This window comes from Ralstonia sp. 110700041-2 (genome assembly GCF_056280165.1).
The window spans coordinates 179,380-203,404 of sequence record NZ_JBSFAI010000007.1 but is presented as its reverse complement, the minus strand read 5'-3'; the positions used below and the strand labels follow the sequence as shown (position 1 = coordinate 203,404).

Below are 24,025 nucleotides of genomic sequence, written 5' to 3'. Positions count from 1 at the left end.
CGGTCCATCAGTGCCTGGTTCGATGGAGTGCGCATGGTCAATCACTACTGCATGTTCAAGGGCAAGCTGAAATTCGGCGTGCCCTACCTGGAGGGCTACAACGGCAATCCGCATTACGCCATCGTGCTGGAAGCGCCGGATGGCGCGGACTTTGTGGTGCTCGCCAATGTGAAATCCGACTCGAGCATGCCAGGTGCGGGTGCTGCCGGCTATCACGTGCTGTATCAGTGGACAACGGATCTGCAGTTGCCGATCACCGCCGACCTGACTGCGCTCGCCCCCGGGCTGCACGCAGGCGGCTTCCCACGCCTGGACTACCTGCGCGACGCCGGGCTCGTGGACTTCCCGAACATGCGGCCGATCGCGCTGGACACCGAAACCGAACACAACGACATCAACGCGCTCGTTGACGACATGCTCAACCTCGACCGCACCGCCACGCCGATCGACTACGTCTACCACGGCAGTTCTGGCGACGACGACCGTAAAGGCTGGCCGCCGCGCACCGACGTCAAGGTCTACGGCTTCGGTTTCTTGTTCGAGCCGCAGCACAACGGACTGCACGAGACGCACATGAACCAAGGCAACCCGGTCGTGCATACACCGGGCGTGAAGGACCATTCGCGCGAAAACGGCACGCAGCAGGACGGTGCTGTCATCGTGGAAATCGACGGCAAATTTCAGGCGCTGCTGATCGCGTTTCAGACGCAGCGGATTCCGACGGATGACCGTGGATATCCGGTGGCGGATGCGCATCCGATCCCGAGTTGAGCGCGAAAAGACAACGCCCGGTTTGTGCCGGGCGTTGTCGCGTGCGGGCGTGCCAAGTCAAAGGCCGTACCGCTTGATCTTGTCATACAGCGTCGCACGGCCGACCTGCAGAATGTCCGCCGCCTGGTGGACCGAGCCGCCCGTGCGCGCCAGTGTTTCGGCAATCACCGTGCGCTCGTAGCGCTCGACGCGCTCCTTGAGCGGCATGCCGTCTTCCGAAGCATCCGGCACGACCGGCATGCGGCCGACGCCAAGCACAAGACGGTCGGCCGCATTACGCAGCTCGCGCACGTTGCCGGGCCAGTTCGATTGCATCAGCTCGTGGCGCTGACGCTCGGCCAGCATCGGCAGCGGACGCTGATAGCGCACAGCGGCTTCGAGCAGGAAATGTTCGAACAGCGGGATGATGTCTTCGCGGCGTTCGCGCAGCGGTGGCAGGTCGATGACGACGACATTCAGGCGGTAGTACAGATCGCGCCGGAAACCGCCCGCCTCGATCAGCGCTTCCATATCGCCCTTGGCGGCCGCAACGATGCGCACGTCGATGCGCACCGAAGCATTCGAGCCCAGCCGCTCCAGCGCGCCCTCCTGCAACACGCGCAGCAGCTTGACCTGCAGCGCGATCGGCATGCTCTCGATTTCGTCGAGGAACAGCGTGCCGCCCGATGCGTGCTCAAGCTTGCCGATGCGCCGCTTGCCCGCACCGGTGAAGGCACCGGCCTCGTAGCCGAACATCTCGCTCTCGAAAATCTGTTCAGGCACGGCGCCGCAGTTCAGCGCGATGAACGGCTTGTCGTGACGCGGCGAGAGCATGTGCAGACTGCGCGCGACGAGTTCCTTGCCCGTGCCGGTCTCGCCGTTGATGAGCACCGGCGCATCGGTGGTCGCGACGTTCTCGATCAGCGCGCGTACGGCGGCCATCGCTGGTGAGCGCCCGATGATGCGCGTGCCAGCCGCCGGGCCGGCCAGTTCACGACGCAGTGCGCGGTTTTCCAACTCCAGCGCGCGGCGTTCGACGGCGCGACGCACCGTCTCGGTCAAGCGTTCGGCGGGAAACGGCTTCTCGATGAAGTCGAACGCGCCTTCGCGCATGGCCTGCACGGCCATCGTGATGTCGCCATGGCCGGTGACAAGCACCACGGGAATGCCCGTGCCAAACGACTGGCAGTGCGTGAGCACGTCCAGGCCGCTCGCGCCCGGCAGGCGCAGGTCGCTCACGACCACGCCGGGAAAGTTCGCGTCGATCTTGCCGACGGCTTCTTCGGCGCTGCCGAACGCCTGCACATTGAAGCCGGCCAGTTCCAGGCTCTGCGCGGTGGCCTGGCGCACAGGCGGGTCGTCTTCGATGAAGAGAACGTTCAAGCCTTCGGACATGGTTCGTATCTGTGTGGAAAACGGATCAGGTGGTTGCCGCGGAGGTGACGTCGGCGCGTACCAATGTCAGCGTAAATTGGGCCCCGCCGCCCGGCATGTTGGCCGCCGACAGCGAGCCGCCAAAGTCGCGCGCGATGCTGGTGGAAATCGCCAGTCCAAGGCCGAGCCCCTGGCCGATCTCCTTGGTGGTGAAGAACGGCTCGAACAGGTGCGGCATGGCGTCGGGCGGAATGCCAGGGCCGTTGTCGCGCACGGCGATGGTCAGTTGATTCGATTGCGCCTGCGCTCCCTCGGTGGGGCCGATGGTGATGTCGATGCGGCCGGCGCGTACCGGTTCATTGGCGTTGATCGCATCGAGCGCGTTGCCAATCAGATTGATCAGCACTTGCTCCAGCTTCAGTTCATCTGCGCGAACGACGGCCTCTGTCTCGGGGATGCGCCAGTGCAGTTCGACCAACACGTCGCCCAGGCGAGGGCGCAGCAGCGCGAGCGTGTGATCCAGCGCCACGCGCACCTGCACATCCACCACCTTGCGCCGTGAGCGTCCCGCAAACAACTTGAGCTGTGCGGTGATCTTGCCCATGCGCTCGGTCAGGTCGGCAATTGCCTGCAGGTTATCGGTGGCAGCGCCGTGCTGGCCGCGTTCGAGCAGGATACGGGTGTTGTCGGAGAACGTGCGCAGCGCAGCCAGCGGCTGGTTCAGTTCGTGCGTGATGCCGGCGGCCATCTGGCCCAGCGCGGCAAGCTTGCTGGCCTGCACGAGTTCATCCTGCGTGGCGCGCAGTTCGGCCTCGGCACGCGTGCGGTCGACGATCTCGTGCTGCAGTTGTTCATTGGTGGCCATCAGGTCGGCCGTGCGGTCTTCGACACGGCGCTCGAGCTGGTCATATGCGGCTTCCAGCAGGCGGCGGCTACGCAGCATCTCCATCATGCGCAGGCGCCGCTGACGCCAGTAGAAGAGCAGCAGGCACGCGAACGCAAAGGCAAATGCGGCCGCCACGGTGGCGCTGCGCGCAGCACTCATCACGGGCTCCACCGGCGTGAGATACATCAGCGTCCAGTCCGGCTCGACCAGTTCACGCGAAACCTGCAGATAGCGCGTGGCGTTCGTGCGCTCGCCAACGCGAATCAGTTCTGCGCCTTCGGGCAATCGCCCGGTCAATCGCAGGAAGGCCGGCGCCTCGGGCTGCAGCGGCAGCGGCGTGATCTGCTTGCGGTAATACTGGCGCGTCGCCTCCAACTGCGCCTGCAGTTTGGACGTGAGCGGCTCCACCGTGCGGTACTGCCACGCGGGTACGGACGACAGGAAAATCACGCCGTTCTCGTCGGCCACCATCACCGGTTCCGACGCGTCGTGGCTGGCGCGGCCGAACCATTCGAGGTTGAGTTTGACCACCGTCACGCCGATCACGCGGCCATCCTGCATGACCGGCTGGGAGATGTAATAGCCGGGCTCTTCACGCGTAATGCCAATACCGTAGAAGCGCCCGACGTGGCCTTCCGCTGCCTGCTGGAAATACGGCCGGAACAGATATTCGGCGCCGACGAAGCTGTCGGGCTGGTTGTAGTTGGATGCTGCCAGCGCCTTGCCGCTGGGGGCGATCACGTAGGTGGCAGTGGCGTGCGCGCGATCGTTGACTTCGCGCAGATAGCGGTTCGCGCGGTCGACGTTGGCAGGTGTCGGATTGGCGAGCAGATCGTGGATGAACGGATGCAGCGCCACCAGGGCCGGCAGGTATTCGTAGCGATCGAGCGTGCTCTTGAGGTTGGCGGCATAGCGGTCGACCCGCCCGCCGGCGGCCTGCTGGGCCTGCGTGAGGCCCCGGTTCCACGCGACCACAAAGGTGGTCGCGCACACTACGGCCATCACCACCACGAGCCCGAGCGCCACCAGCCACCAGAAGCCGCGTCGCGAGCCGGAGGCGCTGGTGAAGGAGAAATCGGGATCGGACATCGGCTGGAGGTCGGCGGCAGAGAGTGTTGCCGTGCCTTCCAACGCCGTGCCCGCAGTCGGCATGTCGCCGAGGTGCTTCACGAGGTGCATCCCAAAAAAACGCGGGGCCGTCTGGAAGGACAGGCCCCGCAATCATACGCTTTGCGCTTTCAGGCGCCGGCTAGAACCGATCGATCAAACTGCCGGGGTGGCCGGCACGCCCTCGTCGCTGCGGTCGCCCGACAGCACGCGAGCCAGTTTGGCGCGATCCAATTCACGCTCCCAGGCCGAGATCACCACGCAGGCCACGCCGTTGCCGGTGATGTTGGTCAGGGCACGGCATTCGCTCATGAAGCGGTCGATACCGAGAATCAGCACCATGCCCGCCACCGGAATATCCGGCACCACGGCCAGCGTTGCGGCCAGCGTGATGAAGCCCGCACCAGTGATGCCCGATGCGCCCTTCGACGTCAGCATGGCAACGGCCAGGATGGTCAGCTGCTGCGTCCAGGTCAGCTCGATGTTCAGTGCTTGTGAGATGAAGATCACCGCCATCGTCATGTAGATGTTGGTGCCGTCCAGGTTGAACGAGTAACCGGTCGGAACCACCAGGCCCACCACCGACTTCGAGCAGCCCAGCTTCTCCATCTTTTCCATCAGGTGCGGCAGCGCCGATTCCGACGAGCTGGTGCCGAGCACGATTAGCAGTTCTTCCTTGATGTACGCAACGAAGCGGAAGATGTTGAAGCCGACCACCCGCGCGATGGTGCCCAGCACCACCACGACAAAGATGATCGCCGTGAAGTAGAACGTGCCGACCAGCTTGAGCAGCGGCACCAGCGAGATCACGCCGTATTTGCCGATGGTGAAAGCCATGGCGCCAAAGGCACCGATCGGGGCCACACGCGTGATGACGTGCACGATGCGGAAGAACACGTGCGAGATCTGGTCGATGAAGTCCGTCACCATCTGCGCGCGCTCGCCCATGGCAGAAAGCGCACCGCCAAACAGCAGCGCGATCAGCAGGATCTGCAGGATGTCGCCCTTGGCGAAGGCATCCACCACCGTGCTCGGGATGATGTTGAGCAGGAAGTCGACCGTGCTGGCCGAGTGCGCCTTGGCGGCGTACTGCGCCACAGCCTTGGCATCGATGGTGTTGACGTCGACGTTAAAGCCCGCGCCGGGGTTGAAGATGTGGCCCGCCGCGAGACCGATGATCAGCGCGAAGGTCGAGACGACCTCGAAGTAGAGCAACGCCTTGCCGCCCACGCGGCCCACCTTCTTCATGTCGCGCATGCCGGCAATGCCGGAGACGACAGTACAGAAGATGATCGGGCCGATCACCATCTTGATCAGTTGGATGAAGCCATCGCCGAGCGGCTTCATCTTGACGGCGAGTTCGGGCGAGTAATGGCCCAGCAGAACGCCGATGACGATGGCCGCCAGCACCTGTACGTACAGGATTTTGTAGAACGGTTTTTTCATGTCTTCCTCGAGTGTCACAGACCGGCCGTGCGCTCAGCTGCTCGCCCGGTCCGACCCGCCCTGGTGTGGTCTCTCTCCTGCCTCGATACGCTGATGTGTCCGGCATCTCCCGCAGCAGGTCGCTCTTAATTGCAAGGGCTATGCCAACCTCAATTTCAGACACTGACGGCCCGCCAGCCCTTGTACCAGCTTGGTGTGACTACGATGGCACCCGCCCCAACCGTCGTCAATCCCGGAATCCGCGCACAGCGGATGTCCGGACATCCGGATAACGTGTTGCAACGCAGCATCGCGCGGTTGCCTCGCGCCCGCCTGCTGGGGGAGAGGAGACATCGGGGCCGTATAATGCCGGCTCGTTACGCAAATCCACATGTGTGCGCGACGCCAGGAAGCTATTCGCGTCCTGCCGTGCGCGCTGTCACGCAGCCCTCCCAGCCTTCTCGGTCCGCCCATGAGCAGCCACTACCAGCACCACGTTTTCTTTTGCCTGAACGAACGCGAGGACGGCTCGCGCTGCTGCGCCGACTTTGGCGCCAAGGCCATGCAGGAATACGCCAAGAAGCGCTGCAAGGAACTCGGCATCAACGGTGAAGGCCGCGTGCGCATCAACAAGGCCGGCTGCCTGGACCGCTGCGAACTCGGTCCGGTCATGGTGGTCTACCCCGAGGCCGTCTGGTACACCTTCGTCGACAAGGAAGACATCGACGAGATCATCCAGAGCCATCTGATCGAAGGCAAACCGGTCGAACGGCTGATGGTCGACCGCCCTGCCAGCGCGTGAGCCCGCGCTTTACTGCATCTGCTTTTCCCTTCTCCATGAACGTTCATACCGAAGAACGCCGAATTCCCGGCCCGGTCGGACAGATCGACCTGTCGATCGACCGGCCAGACACCGCGCCGCGCGGCTTGGCCCTCATCGGCCATCCTCATCCGCTGTTCGGCGGCACCAAGGACAACAAAGTCGCGCAGACGCTGGCACGCACCTTCGTCGGCCTCGGCTATGTGACGGTGCGCCTGAACTTCCGCGGCGTAGGCAAGACCGAGGGCACGCACGACAACGGCATCGGCGAGCAGGACGACATGCTGGCCGTGCTCGACTGGATGCGTACACAGACCGAATGGTCCGCCGATGTGGCCACACTGCCGCTGGCACTGGGCGGCTTCTCCTTCGGCAGCTTTGTCGTGTCTCAGGTGGCACGCCGCCTGGCCGAGGCCGGCACGCCTGCCGAACGCCTGGCGCTGGTCGGCACCGCCACCTCGCGCTGGGATGTCGCCCCGGTGCCGGCCGACACCATCATCATCCACGGCGAACAGGATGACACCGTGCCGCTGATCGACGTGCTCAACTGGGCGCGGCCGCAGGAGCTGCCCGTGATCGTCATCCCGGGCGCCGATCATTTCTTCCACCGCAAGCTGCATCTGATCCGGCAGCTCATTACAGGCGCCTGGGCGCCAAAACCGTAACACCCACCCGTTGATTTTCCGGACGCCGCGCCTCCCCCCCTTTTTTCTGGCAGGCGGCGCCATTGAATTCCAAGCAGACCGCAGGACCCGACATGCAGACCCGCTTCGCCCATTTCACGCCCTTCGCCTTCCATTCCGCCGCCGCAACCGCCGTGGCGGCCGCCGTGCTGGTCACTGCGCTACCCGCTATGGCGCAGCCGGTGCCCGCACCGCAGGTCGCGGCCCGCTCATGGATGCTGACCGACGTGACCAGCGGCCAGGTGCTCGGCGGCACCAACATGGACGAACGCATCGAGCCCGCCTCGCTCACCAAGCTGATGACGGCCTATCTGGTCTTCGAAGCCGTGCGCGACGGCAAGCTCAAGTACGACCAGATGATCACGCCCACCGAGACCGTGCGCTCCGTCAAGACCGACGAATCGCGCATGTTCCTGGAAGCCGGCAAACCGGCCTCGGTGCGGGAGATGACGCAAGGCCTGATCATCCAGTCTGGCAACGATGCAGCCCTCGTGCTGGCAGAGGCCGTAGGCGGCACCGAGACGAACTTCGTGATGCTGATGAACCGCGAAGCCGAGCGTCTGGGCATGAAGAACACGCATTTCGCGAACGCCGCGGGCCTGCCTGATCCGAACCACTACTCCACGGCACGTGATCTTTCGATCCTGACCGCGGCGCTGATCAAGGATTTCCCGCAGGACTACAAGTTCTACTCGCAGAAGGAATTCACCTATAACAACATCAAGCAGTCCAACCGCAACCGCCTGCTGTGGCTCGACCCGACCGTCGACGGCGGCAAGACGGGCCACACCAAGTCGGCCGGGTACTGCCTCGTCACCTCTGCCAACCGTCCGCTGCCGGACGTGCCCGGCGCGAACCGTCGCTTGCTGTCGGTCATCATCGGTACCAAGAGCGACGCTATCCGCACACAGGAGAGCCTGAAAGTTCTGAACTACGGCTATCAGTTCTTCGATACCGTGCGCCTGTACAAGGCCAAGGAAGCGCTGCAGACGCCCGACGTGTACAAGGGCCAGGCCAAGAGCGTGAAGCTGGGCGTGCCGGAGGACAAGTGGATCACCGTGCCCAAGGGCGCAGGTGCGCGCCTGAAGCCTGTGCTCGAGCGCAAGGACCCGCTGATCGCCCCGATCGCACAAGGCCAGCAGCTGGGCACTGTGAAGGTGATGGACGGTTCGACCGTGGTGTCGGAGTTCCCGGTGGTGGCGCTCGAAGCGGTGCCGGAAGCCGGCTTCGTCGGCCGCACGATCGACGCGGTCAAGCTGTGGTTTAAAAAGAAGTAGTCGTCCCCACTTACTTCGACATGACCTCCTCTCACACGCCCCCGCCGGGCCATATTCCGCCCGAACAGTCGCTCATCGAGTACCCGAGCGATTTCCCCATCAAGGTGATGGGGCCGATGCATGACGACTTTGCCGCGACCATTGTCGAGGTCGTCCGCCTGCACGATCCGGAGTTCCACGAAGGGCGCCTGGAAAAGCGTCCGTCCTCCAGTGGCAACTACCTGGGCCTGACGGTGATCGTGCGTGCGACGAGCCGCGAACAGCTCGACGCGCTTTACCAGGCGCTGACGAGCCATCCGATGGTAAAAATCGTGCTGTAACGCACCTCCGCAGCACTCAGCAGAACGCAAAACGCCCCGGTCATGCCGGGGCGTTTTGCTTTGTGGAGGATTTTTTCCGATGCCCGGGCTCAGCCCTTGGACACGTGCCCCAGGCACACCGCGTTGTCGTTCATCAGCCCCGCCAGCTTGAGCTTGAACGCCGCAATCTCCGGCAGCAGCCACGTGCGGAACGCCTGCATCTTGGGCGTCTGCAGCGCGCTGTGTGGACAGACGAAGTAGTAGTTCCACGGACAGGGGATCGTCGTCTCGAACAGGCGCACCACGCGGCCGGCCAGCAATTCGTTGAACGCCAGCGTCGGGCGGATCAGCGCAATGCCCTGCCCCGCTGCCGCGGCCTGCAACAGCAATGACGAATCCTGGAACATCAGCCCCCCGCGCGGCTCCACAAACCCCTCAAGGCCGGCCGCATCGAACCACGGTTTCCATGCCTCGCCCTCGCTGCGCAGCAGGGTCATGCTTGCCATCTCGGCCAGCGTGCGCGGCAGGCGTCCGCCGTTGAACGACGGGCTGCAGATCGGGAAGAACACATCGTCGAGCAGCTTTTCCACGTACAGGCCCGGATAGTTGCCCGAACCCATGCGCAGCGCCACGTCCACCTCTTCGCGCGCAAAATCGACCAGCGCGGGGCTGGAGAACAGTTCCACTTCCAACTCGGGATGGCGCTCGATGAAGGTGCCGATATGCGGCGTCAGCCAGCGCGCCGCAAACGACGGCATCGTGCTGATGGCCAGGCGGTTGTCGCGGTTACCGGCGCGCAGTTGGTGCGTAGCCTGGGCGATCTGGTCGAGCGCCTCGCGCACGCGATCGGCATAGGCGCGGCCCGCGTGCGTGAGCATGACGCGCTTGCCCCGCCGCTCGAACAACGGCACGCCCAGCTCGTCTTCCAGAGTGCGCATCTGATGGCTGACGGCGCCGTGCGTAACGAACAGCTCCGTCGCTGCACGCGAAAAACTCTCATAGCGGGCTGCCGCCTCGAACACCCTCAGCGCGCCAAGTGACGGCAAGCGCATCGGTTCGCGGATTTCGGTCATCTTTCCCTCCGGATTTTCGTAGCGCCGGGTGATTTTTATGTGAGCTGCACTATCAAGAAACGCAATATATATCGTTTGGTACTAGGCAACCAAGCGCCTAGACTTCCTTCAACGGCAAGGCCCCATCCCGATGCCGTGAAGGAGCCGATCATGAAAGCTGTACTAACAAAAATTGTATTCACTCTGCAGCCCGGCGAAGTGGTGGCATTGCGCATGCCGGCCAACCAGAATCTGCGCGTCGAAGAAGCCTGCGGTCGCGACGTATGGGTCACGCACGAGAACAAAGCCGGCGACGAATGGCTGCGCGCGGGCGGCAGCGTTGCCGTGAAGCGCGGCGAAGAAATCGTCGTCTCGGTAGACCCGAAAGCCCTTGGCCCAGTGGCATTGGCAGTAGAAGCCACCGACGGCCACATGCCGCGCAAGCCGTGGCACGTCACGAACGGCTGGCGCCACACGCTCGCGGCGCTCGGCTGGAACGAGCACGCCGACACGCCCATCGTGGCGGCCTGAGCGCGAAATCTGTTTCAAGCCTCCTTTTGCGGCATCTGCCGCAAAAGCCGATGCCGGCGCCGATGCCTCCCATCGCGCCGGCATTTTTTTGCCCGACCCTGCGACCGAAGCGGGCAAAGGCGCACGGCGACATCGACGGCCCTGCGCTACACTCGCGGGCATGATTCCGATTGACATCGTCGAACGCGGCCTGCAGGACTACGCCGCTTGCTTCGACGAAATGCAGACATTTACCGCGCGGCGCGGGCCCGATACTCCTGACACGATCTGGCTGGTCGAACACCCGCCGGTGTTCACGCTCGGCCTGGCCGGTGATCCCGCGCATCTGTTGGCCCCCGGCAACATTCCGCTGGTGAAAGTCGACCGTGGCGGTCAGATCACTTATCACGGCCCCGGCCAAGTTGTCGCTTACCTTTTGCTGGATTTGCGCCGACGCGGGCTGTTCGTGAAGGCGCTGGTCGATGCCATCGAGGCGGCCGTCATCCAGACGCTCGCCACGTATAATGTTGCCTCCGAACGTAAGGCTGGCGCCCCCGGCATCTACCTGTCGAGCGGGCCGCATGCCGGCGCCAAGATCGCCGCGCTGGGACTGAAGATCCGCAACGGCTGCAGCTACCACGGCGTGAGCCTGAACCTGGCGATGGACCTGTCGCCCTTCACGCAGATCAACCCGTGTGGCTATGCCGGCCTGGAAACCGTCGATATGGTGACCGCCGGCGCCCGTGATGCGTCCGGACGCGCCGTCGATGCGAACGACTGGCAAACCGTTTCCCGCGACCTGGCCAATGCGCTGGTCGCTCAATTGCAGCAACGCGCGCAAGCGCACCCCGCCGAGGCCGCTACCGCATAGCGCCCGGATATGCACGAGCCGCAAGCCCGTGCGGAGAACACGATGACCGATTCCGCCGCCGGCGCCACTGAAGTCGCCACCCCTGCCACCCCGTCGAACAAACCGTACGACGCGACGGCCAAGCAGAAGTCGCTCGACAAAACCGCACGCATCCCCATCAAGATCGTGCCGGCCGAGAAGCTCAAGAAGCCGGATTGGATTCGCGTGCGCGCCGCCACCGGCAACTCGCGCTTCTACGAAATCAAAGACATCCTGCGCGCCAACAACCTCGTGACGGTGTGCGAAGAGGCCAGCTGCCCGAATATCGGCGAGTGCTTCGGCAAGGGCACGGCCACGTTCATGATCATGGGCGACAAATGCACGCGCCGCTGCCCGTTCTGCGATGTCGGGCACGGCCGCCCGGATCCGCTCGACGTGAACGAGCCGGAAAACCTGGCCAAGACGATCGCTGAACTCAAGCTCAACTACGTCGTCATCACCAGCGTCGACCGCGACGACCTGCGTGACGGCGGCGCCCAGCATTACGTCGATTGCATCTCGCGCACGCGCGCCCTGTCGCCGGCCACGCGCATCGAAGTGCTGGTGCCGGACTTCCGCGGCCGCCTGGAGAAGGCGCTGGACATCCTGCAGGAATGCCCGCCCGACGTGATGAACCACAACCTCGAAACGGTGCCGCGCCTGTACAAGCAGGCGCGCCCGGGTGCGGATTACGCGCACTCGCTGAAGCTGCTGAAGGACTTCAAGGCCCGCAACCCGAACGTGCCGACCAAGTCCGGCCTGATGGTCGGCCTGGGCGAGACGGATGAGGAAATCCTGGAAGTCATGCGCGACATGCGCGAGCACGACATCGACATGCTGACCATCGGCCAGTATCTGGCGCCGTCGGGCCACCATCTGCCGGTGCTGCGCTATGTGCACCCGGACACCTTCAAGATGTTCGAAGAGAAGGCGTACGAGATGGGCTTCACGCACGCGGCCGTGGGCGCCATGGTGCGCAGTTCGTACCACGCGGATCAGCAGGCACACGAAGCCGGCGTGGTCTGATTACCGCCGGAACGCTGCAGAAACAAAAAGGGCCTTGGGGTAGAACCCAAGGCCCTTTTGCTTTGGTACGGCTCGATCAGGCTTGCGAAGCGGCGGCCTTCGGATACGAGGCATCGCCGTTCCACGACAGATAGCCGTAGGTGTCGGCCTGGCGATCGGCACCCTGCGTGTAGACGTCGTACTTGGCAGCAGCGCCGTCGGTGTACGGATCAGCCTTGGCGATGGCGCCATCGGTGTATGGATCAGCCTTGCCGACGGCACCTTGGGTGTACGGATCGAAGCGATCGTTCTTCCACGACAGATAGCCGTAGGTATCAGCTTGACGGTCCGCACCCTGGGTATAGACGTCGTACTTGGCGGCAGCACCCTGCGTGTAGGGGTCAGCCTTGGCAACGGCGCCTTGCGTGTACGGATCGGCGCTGCTTTGGACCGCTGCAGCTGCCGGCTGGGCCGATAGCAGAGCGGCGGAAGCGGAAACTGTGGCCACCAGGGCCACCAGGGTGTGACGGGAGAAAGCGATTGCGAGGCGGGTGTTCATGATGGGCTCCTGATCTGTCTGGATATTCGGTTGCGCTCAGTTCGTTGCGCTTGTGATCAGAATAGATCGTTGCCCTTGATGGATAAATACAAGATTGAAGAAAATACTGTTCTCCATATATCAACAATCGTTTGGCACACTTGCCGGGAAGAAGAGGCACTTGAGCCGAGATGGTGTCGGAGAGCGCGGAAAACCTGGAGGTCATCCGCGGCGGTGTCCCTCCTGAGGCCACGGAGACGCCACCGAGTTCGGCCGTCAACGTATGGCCGATACCGGCCTGCTTGACCCCGAACCGAGGGAGACCACGCAATGACGCACTATTGGGGCTATCCGTTTGCCGATGTCTTGGCGATCGTGGTGATCGTCGGGCTGAGCGCGCTGGCGCTGCATCAGGCACACACGTACACGATGCAACTCTGACGCTGAGCGTCGCAAGAAAAAAAAGTGGCCCGCTGGCAAATCAAGCCAGCGGGCCGTTTTGCTTGGGTCTCGCTTATGCGCTCAGCGCTGGATCGGACGCGCTGACGCGGCCGGTTTCAACGTGGCCGGCAAGGCGACGCGCGAAACCGGCATCGGTGCTGGCCGTGACGGTCAGGTCGTACCAGGCGTGGTGGCTGCGCAAGTCGAGGTACACCGACGCATCGTCACCGCCGCGCACTTCGCGTTGCACGCTTTCGCCCGTGTAAGCGCTCTTGATGGTGAAGACGGTCGGCGCACGGCCGTGATTGATGAGGCGCAGTTGCAGGTTGCCGTTGGCCACGTCGTAGCCTTCCTTCACTTCCAGCGCGTGACCGTGCGGACTCAGCAGGCCCGACAGCGTGAGCTTGCCGACAAAGCGGCGCAGGAAGCCGTTCGGGCCGTGCACCGTGAAGTCGTAGGCACCGCCTGCGTTCACGGCCAGCTTGTCCGACAGCCGCTTGCCTGCCTCGACCGTGTAGGTGCGCGGCGCATCCGTGCTGCCGGCGGTGTAGACGAGGAAGGCAGCCCCCACGTCCCCGGTGTTCACGAATTCAAGCTGGAACTTGCCGGCGGCTTCGTCCTGGCGCCCGCGCACGAACAGTTCGTACGGCAGCGCACGCGACGCTCGCACGCCGGCTTCCTGCTTCGGCACGGCCTGCACCAGCGGGGGCAGCGGCACGTAGCTGGCGTGGCGCAGCTTGTCCTTCGGCACGTAGGCCGCGGTGCTAGGCAATGCAGGCACCACCTCGTTGGGCGTGGCGAAGTTGAACGCCGACGTCAGATCACCGCAAACGGCGCGACGCCACTTCGAGATGTTCGGCGAGCGCACGTTGTGCGTGCGCTTGAAGCGCTGCTCGATGAAACGAATGATCGACGTGTGGTCGAACGTTTCAGAGCACACGTAGCCGCCCTTTGACCACGGCGATACCACGAGCATCGGCACGCGCTGGCCCAGGCCGTAGCTGCCGGCGCCGTACGTGCTGTTGCCCGGAAAGTACTCGCCCGTGGTGTCGACCGTCGACAGGCCATTGCTGCCCGATGAGGCAAACGGCGGGACGAGGTGGTCGAAGAAACCGTCGTTCTCGTCGTAGGTAACGAACACCGCGGTCTTGCTCCACACCTCGGGGTTGGAAGTCAGGATCTGCAGGACTTGGTCGATGTACCACGCGCCGTAGTTGGCCGGCCAGTTCGGATGCTCGGAGAACGCTTCCGGCGCGGCAATCCACGACACCTGCGGCAGCGTGCCGTTCTGCACATCGCGCTTGAGGATGTCGAAGTAGCCCTCTCCGGCCGCTGCGTTGGTGCCGGTGCGCGCCTTGTCGTACAGCGGGTTGCCAGGCTGCGCGTTCTGATATTGCTTGAAGTACAGCAGCGAGTTGTCGCCGTAGTTGCCGATGTAGGCGTCGCTCGTCCAGCCCCATGAGCCTGCGGCGTCCAGGCCCGTACCGATGTCCTGGTAGATCTTCCACGAGATGCCGGCGGCTTCGAGCACTTCGGGATACGTCGACCAGCCGTAGCCGGCTTCTGCGTTGTCGATCACGGGGCCGCCGCCGACGTTGTCGTTACCGACATAGCCGGTCCACATGTAGTAGCGGTTCGGGTCGGTCGACGTGGGCGTGGCGCAGTGATAGGCGTCGCAGATGGTGAAGGCGTCGGCCAGCGCATAGTGGAACGGAATGTCCTGGCGCGTCAGGTACGCCATCGTCGTGGTGCCCTTGTGTGGGACCCAGCCATCGTAACGCCCGCCGTTGACGGCAAGGTGCGTGTCGTTCCAGCCGTGCGGCAAGTCTTGCAGGAACTGCAGGCCGAGATCAGGCGCGCTCGGGCGGAACGGCAGCACCTCGCCCGCGCCGCCGGCCACCGGCTGATGCCACACGCTCTTGCCGCTCGGCAGCGTGACGGTACGCGTATCGCCATACCCGCGCACGCCACGGAGCGTGCCGAAGTAATGATCGAACGAGCGGTTTTCCTGCATGAGGATCACGATGTGCTGCACATCTTCGATATTGCGGTGCGCGTTGTGGGCGGGAATCGCCAGCGCCTGGCGAATGCCTTCGGGCACCGCGCCCATGGCTGCCGATGCAGCAGCCAGTTGGGCAGCGGAACGGAGAAAACCACGGCGACTGTTGGAGGTCATGTTCTCGTCCTGATGTCTGTGTATTTGGGAGGTTGGGGGGGACAACACGGGGCAACGCCTGACTGAGCGCGAGCAACGAAGTCAGTCGACGGTATGGATCACAGGAGGCGCCAGGCCGTCTCGCGAAGCAACCGATTGAGGCGGCGACGCAGGCAACGCGGGGGCGCCCGCAGACACCACGAGCAATCGACGGGTAGCGTGGGCCTTTCGGGTGGCAGACACGGATGACCTCCTGATGACATCAGCGAGCCGGACCGAGCAGCGCGCGCCGTCAACTCACCACGCGCTAAGGTAGAAAGGATTCATGTCGGTTGCGTGAAGACGGCACGCGCCGGTGCTGTCACTCGATCGCCTTAAGTTGATGGAATAATTTTGCAAGTGGGAATCATTCTCATCTAAACTGCAGCACACCAAATGATGCCTTCATGCAGCCGACCAGGCTGCCTGCACTGCGCACATACCTAGAAGAGAACAAGCCTCCCGTGCAGCTTCGTCATGGGAGCGTTGCATTCCCGCCTGTCTCTGAAGCGGCCCCTACATCTGGACCCCCTGTGCTGCAGGGTCGAGCCCCGCTCGCCTGCACACGCTCATGTCCCGTAGGAGCCCTCGTGCAACGTCGATCTGATACCGCCGCCCACACCGAAACCGCATCCGCTGCCGCTGCAGCCGGCAACCTCCGTCTTGAATCCATTCCCGCGCTGCGCGATGCCGGCGTGCAGACCGAACATTGGTCGGCGGCGCAGCAGTTGGCACGCTGCCGGGTGCTGTCGCGCCTGCTGCAGGCGCTGTTTCGTGAAGCGCTGCTCAGCGCAGATCGACTCATCGCCGATACGCGCGCCGATGTGACGTTGCTGCCGATCTGGCAGCAGCGCGTGCTGTTACGCTTCACTGGCTTGCGGCCGGGCGCACTCGGCAGCTGGACATTGACGGGCGACGTCGCTGTGCTGGCGCACGATCGCCCGCCGACGCCGATTGAACGTCCATCAGCCCTGCTCCACTGGCTCGCGCCCATGCTGGACATGGGCGATGCCGCCGAGGCCCATCGCCTCGCCGCCATCGACCGGCTCGCGGCAGAACTCGACAACAGCCAGGACAACGACACGCTGTGCCAGGCCTATCGACTCGCCTGGGGCGCACGTCTCGCTGCCGAGCACCGCACCGCCGCGTGGCAAGACGCGCTGGCCCTGCTCTGCGGCGACGGCACGCCCCACGCCTTGGCGCGCACCGAGCAATGGGGCACCGGCGGCCACCCGTGGCATCCGGCCTACAAGACACGGCTGGGACTGGCTCCCGACCAGGTGATTGCGCTGTCGCCAGAGTTCGAGGCACAGGTGCCCCTCGGCGTGGTGGCGGTGGCGGCGCATCGACTGCAGGTCACGACGATGGACGGAGTGCAGCCGTACGCCAATTGGTTCGCGGCGACGTTCCCGGAGACCATGGCGGCGTTTCGCAAAGCCCTGTTGGCGCGCCAGCTTGCGCCCGAAGCGTGGCTGCCGCTGCCCGTTCACCCGTGGCAGCGCGACACGACACTCGGTGAGACCTTCGCCGCAGAATTTGCCGCAGGCGAATTGATCCGTTTGCCGGACATCAACATTGCCGCCCGGCCAACGATGTCATTCCGCACCGTGGCCGCGACCGACGCGCCGGGCGGCCCGATGCTCAAGCTGCCGGTCAGCATGCGGCTGACCAGCGTTGAGCGCACCGTATCGCCCAAATCGGCGGTGATGGGCCCGCGCGTGAGCGCCCTGCTGGAACGCATCCTCGCGAACGACGCAGCATTGGCGAGCGTCTTGTCGATCGTGCCGGAGCGCCATGGCATCCATTTGACCGGCACCGACGACGATCGCGCCCGGCATCTCTCGATGATCGTGCGCGACAACCCGACCGCACGCATTGCCGGCAACGAACGGCTGCTGCCGGTCGGCACCCTCTTCACGCCCGACTTCACCGCCGACATGACGCACGCAGCAGCACCGCTGCTGCTCGACACCGTGCTGGCGCGCCAGGCCGACGGCACGCGCGCCGAGCGGGCTGCGCGCTTTTTCGATGCGTACCTGCACGTCGCCATTCCGGCCATCGTCGGCCTGTATCTGCGTTACGGCATCGCTTTGGAGGCGCATCAGCAGAACACCTTCGTCGTCATCGACGAGGCCGGTATGCCGGTGCGCCTGGTGGTGCGTGACTTTGGCGACGTGAAGATCGCGTTGCCGACGCTGCAGACGCAAGGCTTCTCGATCACGCCGTTCCGCGCCGGCCACACCACGTATCCCGATCGGGACAATCCGCGCAAGAAGCTGATCCACGCCTTCCTGCTGTGCCATATCGGTGAGCTGGCGCTGGCGCTGTTTCCCGAACACGGTAGCGCCGTCGGGCTACGCCAGTGGCATGACGCCATGCAGGTCGTGTTCGAAGCAAACCGCTCGGCGCTGGATGCCGACACCTGGAAGCAGGAGCGTCACGCGCTGCTCGAAGCGCCATGGTCGTTCAAGACGTTCGTTCGCATGCGCCTGCGCGACCAGTCTGACGACATGCACGCCGCGCTGCCTAACCCGCTGGCCGACGCGGTTCGGACATGAGCCCCGCAACGCCCGTGGACGCGTGGCGCGAGGCCATTCGGTGGCTCCTCGTCATCCAGGCCCTTTCAATGGGCGCGATGGAAATGACAGGGCCGTTCTGGCCACTGTTCCTGCGCGAGCTGTCGCCTGTGCCGCATGTGCCGTTCGCGTGGGTGGCGAGCGCAGCGTACTTCGCGCCGATGGCCGCCACGCTTGTCACCGCGCCCTGGTGGGGCCGCCTGGCTGATCGCGTCGGGCCCAAGCCGATGATCTTGCGAGCGCTCATCGCGCTGGCAGCGTCGCAGCTGTGGTCGGTCCATGCGGACTCGGCGGCCAGCGTGCTGCTGGCGCGCACCGTGCAAGGCGGGCTGGCCGGCTTTCTGGCAGCCGCACAGATCTATGCGATGCGCGTGGCACCTGCCGACATGCGCCGGCGCGTCTTCGCCGATCTGCAGACCGTCACGGCGTGCGGCAGCTTCATGGCTCCGCCGGTCGGCGCATGGCTCGTCTCGTGGATGGGCTTCCGGATGGCCAACACGGCGGGCGCGGTGGTGATTCTGGCGTGCATTCCGCTGGCGATGTTCTGCTTGCCGGGCATCGGCCCCGCCCCGCGCAGCGCGTCGAAATCGACCTCCGACATGCTGCAATCACGGCACGCGCCCTTGAGCGGCCTAGTGATCGGCTTGTTGCTCGGGACGGTAGCTGTGCAGGCGGCGCGCGTCATGCCCCAAGGCTTTCTCGCGCCGTACATCACCGAGACACTGCATGGCTCGGTGATACTGGCAGGTCTCGCCTACAGCGCGACGGCGGCAACACTGGCGCTGTCTGCGCGCTGGTGGGCAAAGCGGTTTGCCGGACTGCCCGTGCATGTCACGCTGGGGCGCGTGTGCGCATTGACCGCGGTATGCGGCGTCACCGCGCTCTGGCAAGGCCTTGCGCAAGAGGAAGTCGGCTTCATTGCCGCACGTTTGGCCTGGGGCCTGTGCCTTGGCGGCCTGCTGCCGGTCCTCAACAGCCTGGTCGCTGAGACAAGCCCGGAAGATCGTCAAGGTTTTGCGTTGGGATTGTGTAGTAGCGCAGCCAAGGGCGGTGCCCTCGTCGGCTTGGGCGTGGCCGCCTGGTCGACAGGCGTGTTCGGGTGGCGCGCGGGTTTTATCGCCATGGCGGCGATGTACCTGGCGGCGCTGGCAGCACTGATTGCGGTGCGGCGCGCTGCCTCACCGCATCCCGCATCTGCTGCGGCGGGCACTCAACGCGCGTGACGTCCGGCGCGCCGCTGCAGCTGCGTCTGCTCGGCGCGCCAGGCGAGATAGCCGAGGCCCAGAAACGGCCACAGCCAGCCGATCCATTGCGACAGGCTGTTGAAATGGACGAAGCGCCCGAGCCGCCAGCTTTGCGCCGACACCCACGAATACGGGCTCGGCGGCAGCACATTGGACAGGATGATCAGCGCGATCAGCAGCGTCATGGCCAGCGCGCCGCGCAACCAGCGCGGCAGCCGCACCAGCAGCACGAGCACCAGCGAGCCGACAATCAACCCGAAACGCGCGCCGGACGAAAGCCAGTCCCACGCGCCGCCCAGCGGAAACTGCAGCACCGTCGCCCCCGCCTTGACCAGCAGCGCGCCGGCCAGCAGCGCAGCCAGCAGGCGCAGCATGGGCGCACCGCTGCGCATGGCCACGCTGGCCAGCAGCCCCGTGCCGATCCAGCTGCAGGCGGTGATGAGCGCTTCCAGCAGTTCCTGGCGCTGCAGTGCTTCCGGGTGCGCCGTCAGCTTGTCCTGCCAGTCGAACAGCTCGGGAAACCAGCCGTTAACGAGATTGACCACAAACGCATCCGGCGATGGATCGAGCAGGATGCTGCGGATCACTCCGCCCATGCTGAAGAGGAATTCCTGCGGAAAAATCTGTGCGAACGGCCACACCAGCATCAGCAGGATGGCAAAGGTCGCATGTGGCTCGAACCACCGGCGGCGCAGGCGGCGCAGCCCGCCGCGGTCGATCAGCCGCGCCGCAAAAGGCAACATGACGAGGCCGCCCAGCAAGGCGCCCAGCGTGTTCGTCGCCAGATCGACATTGGAGGACACGCGCGTGGGCAGATAGGTCTGGATCGCCTCCATCGCGCCGGAGAGCAGCAACCCCGCCAGCAGCGCCAGCAAGACCGCGCGCCAGCCGGTGATGCGCGGGTGCAGCGCCAGCACCGTCAGCATGCCCAGCGGCATGTAGCCCCACACGTTGGTGAGCATGTCGAAGGCGGTGTTGTAGCGCGGCAGCGGTGCGCTCAGGAAGGCGAACGGCGACACGCCGGTGTCTGTCCAGCCGGCAAACGGATACAGGCTTGCGTAGACGACCAGCAGCACGAACCACCCCAGCCCGGCGCGCGCAAGCGGCGAGTGGCGATGCTGGGTGGGTGCAGCGGGTTGCGCGTGGAAGTCCGTCACCGGAAGGAGCGAGCTAGAAAGAGGAGCGGACGTGGCCGGAAAAAACAGTCCATCATAGCGTCCGATGCCGCGCATCACGGATGGTTCCTCCATCCGGTTCAGAGGTGGCGGTATTAGCGCCGGCGCGTGCCAAGTGCAGCGCCGGGCGTTGCCGGTGTCGAAGAGGCGGACGCCGCGAGCGGCAGGCCCGCCACCCAGTCGAGCACCTCGCCGATGGCCTTGTCCGATGCCTGCGTGAGGGCGGCCACGCCGCCTGCAGCGTCCGGGCTCGGGGCCGGCGCGTCAGCCTGTACCACGCGCTGGTCGATCACACCGCGCGCCAGTGACACGGTTGCACGCAGGCGCACCACGCCGCGGCTGGCATCGGGCCTGTCGAATACCTGTGAAAAATCGACCAGCTCGACACGCAGGCTCGGCACATCGGGCGTGGGATAGCCGATCACCTGGCCGCGCCCTGCCGCCGCATTGCGCAAACGGGCATCGAACAGACTCACGGGCGATTCCACCCAGCGGCTGTTGGCGTAGGCGTCGGTACGCTGGCCTTGCGCATAGGCGAGGCGGTAATAGATGGCGTTGCCGTCCATCCAGCCCGGGCCGGCCACGTCGGCCACGCGCAAGGCGGTGGGCAGGCGCGCGCCAGCGCTTGCGGCAGGCGCGAGTCCAAAGTCATAGAGGGCGGCGGGCGCCACCGGCGCGCTGGAGCAAGCTGCCAGGAGCGATAGCGCCATCAGGGCAGGCAGCGCGCACGCGCGGCGGAACACAGCGGACAACATCGGCATGGAATCTCCTCAGGGCTGAGCCGAAGCGCGGGCGGCGGGCGCGGTGAAGCCGGTTTCACCGGGGCCGGGCGCGCCGGGTGCGGGGCCAAACAGCACGCTTTGCGGCCGGGCGTTGAAGTCGGTCACGGCATGGTCGAATCCGCGCACGGCCTGGCGGGCCTCGCGTGCAAAGCCATTGAGCTGCGGCAGCGTTTCGTAGGTCAGCACATTGGCGGCGGATTGCATCGACTGCGTTGCCGCCGTCAGATCCGTCCCGGCGCCCGAGAGCGTCGACATCAACGGCCCCTTCGGGTCGGACAGCGACTGCGTGAGCTTGCGCGTGGCCACCAGCGTGGAATCAAGGTTGTCGGCAATCTGCGGCAGGCGGCGCATCGTCGGCTCGGCCTGCTGTGCGAGCGTGCTGTAGGCGTCCATCGTCTTCTGGAACGATTGCAGCGACGCCGTGACCTGCTGGCGGTGCTCGTCGTCAAACATGATCGACAGCGAGTTCAGCGTCTGATCGAGCTTGGAGAGCATCTGGTCGCCGCGCTTGTCCAGCTCGTCGAGGAAGCCGGCTTCCATGCGGATGCGGGCAGGGTCTTTGTCCGACGTGGCCAGGCGCACAGGACTGGGCGCGCGCTTGCTGTTGTCAAAGCCGCGGTCGTCGAGCTGCACATAGGCGAGGCCCGTCACGCCCTGATAGGCCAGCCGGCCGTACGTGGTCGTGGTGATGGGCGCATCCTTGTCGACCAGCACGCGCACCACGATCTGCCCTGGCACCTTGTCGTCAAAGCGGATGCTGTCGACCTTGCCGACGTCCAGGCCGCGGTATTTCACGGAAGCCTGCGGATTCAGCCCGTTGACGGTCGAACGCGTGACCACGTCGTACGGCAAGCGCACGGTCTGGTCTCGGTTGAACCACATGACGGCCAGGCCGATGAAGATGATCAGCCCGATCGTAAACAGCCCGGCCAGGAATGCGTGGGCTTTGTTTTCCATCAATCCTCCTGCGTCGAAAGCGAGGCTGCAGCCACCGCCTCCGTCATCTGCGAGCCCAGCGCCAACAGGGCCCGTTTGCCCCGCTCACCCAGGAAATACTCCTTGATGAACGGATGATCAATCTGAATGATCTGGTCCAGCGGCTTGGCCGCCACCACCTTGCGATCCGCCAGCACCGCAATGCGGTCGGACAGCGCCACCAGGGTGTCGAGATCGTGCGTCACCATCACCACGGTCAGGCCCAGTTCCTGGCGCAACTCGCGGATGAGCGCGACGTAATCGTCCGACGCGCGCGGGTCCAGCCCGGCGGTCGGCTCGTCCAGAAACACCAGCTCCGGCTCCAGCGACAACGCCCGCGCGAGCGCCACGCGCTTGATCATGCCGCCCGACAGGTCCGACGGCATCTTGTCGGCATCGGTGGATTTGAGCCCCACCATCTGGAGCTTGAGCATCGCCACGCGCTGGATGAACGCGTCGGGCAGTGTGCGCAATTCGCGCATCGGCAACGCCACGTTGTCGATCACGGACAGCGCCGAGAAGAGCGCACCGTGCTGGAACTGCATGCCCCAGCGGTTACGCATCGACTGCAGATCGTTGCCCACCTGGCAGGTCAGCTCTTCGCCAAAGATGTGGATCGTGCCCGAGGAGGGTTTCTCCAGCCCCACCACCTGGCGCAGCAATGTCGTCTTGCCGCTTCCCGAACCGCCCACGATGGAAAGCACCTCGCCGCGAAATACGTCCAGATCGATGTTGTCGAGCACGGTCACCTTGCCGTAGCGCTTGGTGACGTTGCGCATCTCGATCACGCGTTCGCGCGCGGGCGTAATTGCCGCCGGTTCCGCTGCGTGCTTGATGTGAGGATGGCGGGGCCGCGTCATATCCCGACGTCCTTGAAGAGGATGGCAAACACCGCGTCTGCCAGGATGACGATGGTGATCGACACCACGACGGACGTCGTCGTGCCCTCGCCCAGGCTCTGCGTGTTGGGCTGGATGCGCAGGCCGAAGTGGCAGGCCACCAGCGCGATCAGCATGCCAAACACCACGCCCTTGCCAATGCCGAGCCACAGGTTGGCCACCGGCACAGCATCGGGCAACGAGGTGATGAAATACGTCGGGCTGATGTCGAGCTGGAACTTGGCCGCGAGAATACCGCCCGCCAGCGCGAGTAGATCCGTCCACGCCACCAGCAGCGGCATGGCGATCGCCAGCGCAATCACCTTGGGCAGGATCAGGCGGAAACCGTGCGAGATGCCCATCACGCGCATCGCATCCAGCTCTTCGGTCACGCGCATCACGCCGATCTGCGCAGTGATGGCTGAACCCGAACGCCCAGCCACCAGAATCGCCGCCAGCACCGGCCCGAGCTCCCGAATGATGGCCATCCCCAAAATGTTGACGATGAAGATGCTGGCCCCGAATACGCGCAACTGGTTGGCCGACAGGTAGCTGAGCACGATGCCGATCAGGAAGCCCACCAGCGCGGTGATGCCCAGCGCCTTGTAGCCCGTGCTGTAGATGTTGGCGGAGATCTCGCGCCACGGCCCGCGATGCGGCGCGCGCACGAACCTGCCCAGGTCGAACACGAGCTGGCCGACCATGGCGATGCCATTGCCCGCGTGATCGAAAAAATCGAGCATGCCCTCGCCGAGGATCGCCACGGGGTTCATGCGGGGCGCCAGGCGCTGCTTCCAGCCGCCGGGGTCGAGCTTGGCAACACGATCGAGCATGCGGCGCTGGTCGGGCCGGGCATCCAGATGTTCGGGCCACTGATTGCCCCAGGCACGCCAGAGCAGTTGCGCGCCAAAGTGGTCGATACGGCCGACTTCGGTCAGGCACCATGCGTTGGCGTTGTCCAGCCCGGCGCGGATCTGCTGGCGGGCGCTGCGCACGCCGGCGCGTTCGGCCAGGGCAAGCGTGGTCCAGTCGCCAGAGAGAAAGGCGACGGAGCGTCCATCGACAACGCGCACCTCAAGCTGCGGTGTACGGAAGGTGATCAAACGGGTCTCCGTAAGCGGTGATGCCGGCTATCGGTCGAATTG

General features: G+C 64.9%; 21 protein-coding genes. 10 read left to right on the top strand and 11 right to left on the bottom strand.

The genetic code is table 11. The features are described 5' to 3' along the window. Positions 1-33: 33 nt before the first annotated feature. Positions 34-771 carry a DUF2278 family protein gene (locus ACUXH0_RS12655; protein WP_137911014.1) on the top strand — a complete coding sequence of 246 codons (738 nt, stop codon included), beginning with the start codon at positions 34-36 and terminating at the stop codon, positions 769-771. Between the two features lie 57 nt (positions 772-828). On the opposite strand, the gene ACUXH0_RS12650 is transcribed toward ACUXH0_RS12655, so the two are convergent. The 3 genes from ACUXH0_RS12650 to ACUXH0_RS12640 form a co-directional block, all read right to left on the bottom strand. Beyond that, positions 829-2,145, bottom strand: a complete 1,317-nt coding sequence (locus ACUXH0_RS12650) for a sigma-54-dependent transcriptional regulator (protein ID WP_004633824.1) — start codon at positions 2,143-2,145, stop codon at positions 829-831. 25 nt (positions 2,146-2,170) lie between these two features. Continuing rightward, complete coding sequence (locus ACUXH0_RS12645; RefSeq protein ID WP_004633822.1) at positions 2,171-4,189, bottom strand: sensor histidine kinase; 2,019 nt, start codon at positions 4,187-4,189, stop codon at positions 2,171-2,173. Positions 4,190-4,273: 84 nt separating this feature from the next. Next, positions 4,274-5,563: a dicarboxylate/amino acid:cation symporter gene (locus ACUXH0_RS12640; protein WP_182594061.1), complete on the bottom strand. Its 1,290-nt coding sequence runs from the start codon at positions 5,561-5,563 to the stop codon at positions 4,274-4,276. A 451-nt stretch (positions 5,564-6,014) separates the two neighbouring features. Here ACUXH0_RS12640 and ACUXH0_RS12635 point away from each other — a divergent pair, with 451 nt between their 5' ends. The 4 genes from ACUXH0_RS12635 to ACUXH0_RS12620 all read left to right on the top strand — a co-directional run bounded on the left by ACUXH0_RS12635 (position 6,015) and on the right by ACUXH0_RS12620 (position 8,642). Continuing rightward, positions 6,015-6,344, top strand: coding sequence for a (2Fe-2S) ferredoxin domain-containing protein (locus ACUXH0_RS12635; protein ID WP_004633818.1), 330 nt, complete (start codon positions 6,015-6,017; stop codon positions 6,342-6,344). 35 nt (positions 6,345-6,379) lie between these two features. After that, positions 6,380-7,027: an alpha/beta hydrolase gene (locus ACUXH0_RS12630; RefSeq protein WP_182594062.1), complete on the top strand. Its 648-nt coding sequence runs from the start codon at positions 6,380-6,382 to the stop codon at positions 7,025-7,027. Between the two features lie 92 nt (positions 7,028-7,119). Then, positions 7,120-8,322, top strand: coding sequence for a D-alanyl-D-alanine carboxypeptidase family protein (locus ACUXH0_RS12625; protein WP_004633814.1), 1,203 nt, complete (start codon positions 7,120-7,122; stop codon positions 8,320-8,322). A gap of 20 nt (positions 8,323-8,342) precedes the next feature. Beyond that, a complete protein-coding gene (locus ACUXH0_RS12620; RefSeq protein WP_004633811.1) occupies positions 8,343-8,642 on the top strand; it encodes a YbeD family protein in 300 nt (99 codons plus the stop codon). Between the two features lie 89 nt (positions 8,643-8,731). Here ACUXH0_RS12620 and ACUXH0_RS12615 read toward each other — a convergent pair whose 3' ends face one another. Further along, complete coding sequence (locus ACUXH0_RS12615) at positions 8,732-9,694, bottom strand: transcriptional regulator GcvA (protein WP_004633806.1); 963 nt, start codon at positions 9,692-9,694, stop codon at positions 8,732-8,734. Positions 9,695-9,844: 150 nt separating this feature from the next. On the opposite strand from ACUXH0_RS12615, the gene ACUXH0_RS12610 reads away from it, so the two are divergent. The 3 genes from ACUXH0_RS12610 (at position 9,845) to lipA (ending at position 12,098) form a co-directional block, all read left to right on the top strand. Beyond that, entirely contained in the window at positions 9,845-10,204 is a 360-nt protein-coding gene (locus ACUXH0_RS12610; protein ID WP_004633805.1) for a DUF2917 domain-containing protein, read from the top strand. Positions 10,205-10,364: 160 nt separating this feature from the next. After that, on the top strand, positions 10,365-11,054 hold the full coding sequence (gene lipB / locus ACUXH0_RS12605; RefSeq protein WP_004633803.1) for a lipoyl(octanoyl) transferase LipB: 690 nt from the start codon (positions 10,365-10,367) through the stop codon (positions 11,052-11,054). A 42-nt stretch (positions 11,055-11,096) separates the two neighbouring features. Beyond that, entirely contained in the window at positions 11,097-12,098 is a 1,002-nt protein-coding gene (lipA, locus tag ACUXH0_RS12600) for a lipoyl synthase (RefSeq protein WP_004633801.1), read from the top strand. Between the two features lie 76 nt (positions 12,099-12,174). Here the strand turns inward: lipA and ACUXH0_RS12595 are convergent, their stop codons facing one another. Both ACUXH0_RS12595 and ACUXH0_RS12590 read right to left on the bottom strand, forming a co-directional pair. After that, positions 12,175-12,636 (bottom strand): hypothetical protein, encoded by a 462-nt coding sequence (locus ACUXH0_RS12595; protein WP_137911013.1) that lies wholly within the window; start codon positions 12,634-12,636, stop codon positions 12,175-12,177. A 493-nt stretch (positions 12,637-13,129) separates the two neighbouring features. Continuing rightward, complete coding sequence (locus tag ACUXH0_RS12590; RefSeq protein ID WP_009239223.1) at positions 13,130-15,232, bottom strand: phosphocholine-specific phospholipase C; 2,103 nt, start codon at positions 15,230-15,232, stop codon at positions 13,130-13,132. A gap of 608 nt (positions 15,233-15,840) precedes the next feature. Here ACUXH0_RS12590 and ACUXH0_RS12585 point away from each other — a divergent pair. Both ACUXH0_RS12585 and ACUXH0_RS12580 read left to right on the top strand, forming a co-directional pair. Next, positions 15,841-17,808 (top strand): NRPS-independent rhizoferrin synthetase, encoded by a 1,968-nt coding sequence (locus ACUXH0_RS12585; protein ID WP_182594063.1) that lies wholly within the window; start codon positions 15,841-15,843, stop codon positions 17,806-17,808. Next, positions 17,805-19,049: a rhizoferrin export MFS transporter gene (locus tag ACUXH0_RS12580; protein ID WP_182594064.1), complete on the top strand. Its 1,245-nt coding sequence runs from the start codon at positions 17,805-17,807 to the stop codon at positions 19,047-19,049. Before ACUXH0_RS12585 ends, ACUXH0_RS12580 begins: the two co-directional genes overlap by 4 nt. Here ACUXH0_RS12580 and ACUXH0_RS12575 read toward each other — a convergent pair. From ACUXH0_RS12575 to ACUXH0_RS12555, 5 genes are read right to left on the bottom strand one after another with little or no spacing between them, the layout of a single operon-like run. After that, positions 19,037-20,302 carry a VanZ family protein gene (locus tag ACUXH0_RS12575; protein ID WP_182594115.1) on the bottom strand — a complete coding sequence of 422 codons (1,266 nt, stop codon included), beginning with the start codon at positions 20,300-20,302 and terminating at the stop codon, positions 19,037-19,039. The genes ACUXH0_RS12580 and ACUXH0_RS12575 overlap by 13 nt on opposite strands. A gap of 38 nt (positions 20,303-20,340) precedes the next feature. Next, positions 20,341-21,006: an ABC-type transport auxiliary lipoprotein family protein gene (locus ACUXH0_RS12570; protein ID WP_009239227.1), complete on the bottom strand. Its 666-nt coding sequence runs from the start codon at positions 21,004-21,006 to the stop codon at positions 20,341-20,343. A 9-nt stretch (positions 21,007-21,015) separates the two neighbouring features. Then, positions 21,016-21,984 carry an MlaD family protein gene (locus ACUXH0_RS12565; RefSeq protein ID WP_004633784.1) on the bottom strand — a complete coding sequence of 323 codons (969 nt, stop codon included), beginning with the start codon at positions 21,982-21,984 and terminating at the stop codon, positions 21,016-21,018. After that, complete coding sequence (locus ACUXH0_RS12560) at positions 21,984-22,862, bottom strand: ABC transporter ATP-binding protein (protein ID WP_009239229.1); 879 nt, start codon at positions 22,860-22,862, stop codon at positions 21,984-21,986. The genes ACUXH0_RS12565 and ACUXH0_RS12560 overlap by 1 nt, the downstream gene beginning before the upstream one ends. Continuing rightward, positions 22,859-23,983 carry an MlaE family ABC transporter permease gene (locus ACUXH0_RS12555; RefSeq protein WP_004633779.1) on the bottom strand — a complete coding sequence of 375 codons (1,125 nt, stop codon included), beginning with the start codon at positions 23,981-23,983 and terminating at the stop codon, positions 22,859-22,861. Before ACUXH0_RS12555 ends, ACUXH0_RS12560 begins: the two co-directional genes overlap by 4 nt. Positions 23,984-24,025: the final 42 nt, after the last annotated feature.

Bases quoted from the DNA above. Each gene is read 5' to 3' on its own strand.
- ACUXH0_RS12655 (WP_137911014.1), top strand. From the start codon at position 34: ATGGTCAATCACTACTGCATGTTCAAGGGCAAGCTGAAATTCGGCGTG.
- ACUXH0_RS12650 (WP_004633824.1), bottom strand. From the start codon at position 2,145: ATGTCCGAAGGCTTGAACGTTCTCTTCATCGAAGACGACCCGCCTGTG.
- ACUXH0_RS12645 (WP_004633822.1), bottom strand. From the start codon at position 4,189: ATGCACCTCGTGAAGCACCTCGGCGACATGCCGACTGCGGGCACGGCG.
- ACUXH0_RS12640 (WP_182594061.1), bottom strand. From the start codon at position 5,563: ATGAAAAAACCGTTCTACAAAATCCTGTACGTACAGGTGCTGGCGGCC.
- ACUXH0_RS12635 (WP_004633818.1), top strand. From the start codon at position 6,015: ATGAGCAGCCACTACCAGCACCACGTTTTCTTTTGCCTGAACGAACGC.
- ACUXH0_RS12630 (WP_182594062.1), top strand. From the start codon at position 6,380: ATGAACGTTCATACCGAAGAACGCCGAATTCCCGGCCCGGTCGGACAG.
- ACUXH0_RS12625 (WP_004633814.1), top strand. From the start codon at position 7,120: ATGCAGACCCGCTTCGCCCATTTCACGCCCTTCGCCTTCCATTCCGCC.
- ACUXH0_RS12620 (WP_004633811.1), top strand. From the start codon at position 8,343: ATGACCTCCTCTCACACGCCCCCGCCGGGCCATATTCCGCCCGAACAG.
- ACUXH0_RS12615 (WP_004633806.1), bottom strand. From the start codon at position 9,694: ATGACCGAAATCCGCGAACCGATGCGCTTGCCGTCACTTGGCGCGCTG.
- ACUXH0_RS12610 (WP_004633805.1), top strand. From the start codon at position 9,845: ATGAAAGCTGTACTAACAAAAATTGTATTCACTCTGCAGCCCGGCGAA.
- lipB (WP_004633803.1), top strand. From the start codon at position 10,365: ATGATTCCGATTGACATCGTCGAACGCGGCCTGCAGGACTACGCCGCT.
- lipA (WP_004633801.1), top strand. From the start codon at position 11,097: ATGACCGATTCCGCCGCCGGCGCCACTGAAGTCGCCACCCCTGCCACC.
- ACUXH0_RS12595 (WP_137911013.1), bottom strand. From the start codon at position 12,636: ATGAACACCCGCCTCGCAATCGCTTTCTCCCGTCACACCCTGGTGGCC.
- ACUXH0_RS12590 (WP_009239223.1), bottom strand. From the start codon at position 15,232: ATGACCTCCAACAGTCGCCGTGGTTTTCTCCGTTCCGCTGCCCAACTG.
- ACUXH0_RS12580 (WP_182594064.1), top strand. From the start codon at position 17,805: ATGAGCCCCGCAACGCCCGTGGACGCGTGGCGCGAGGCCATTCGGTGG.
- ACUXH0_RS12575 (WP_182594115.1), bottom strand. From the start codon at position 20,302: ATGCGCGGCATCGGACGCTATGATGGACTGTTTTTTCCGGCCACGTCC.
- ACUXH0_RS12570 (WP_009239227.1), bottom strand. From the start codon at position 21,006: ATGCCGATGTTGTCCGCTGTGTTCCGCCGCGCGTGCGCGCTGCCTGCC.
- ACUXH0_RS12565 (WP_004633784.1), bottom strand. From the start codon at position 21,984: ATGGAAAACAAAGCCCACGCATTCCTGGCCGGGCTGTTTACGATCGGG.
- ACUXH0_RS12560 (WP_009239229.1), bottom strand. From the start codon at position 22,862: ATGACGCGGCCCCGCCATCCTCACATCAAGCACGCAGCGGAACCGGCG.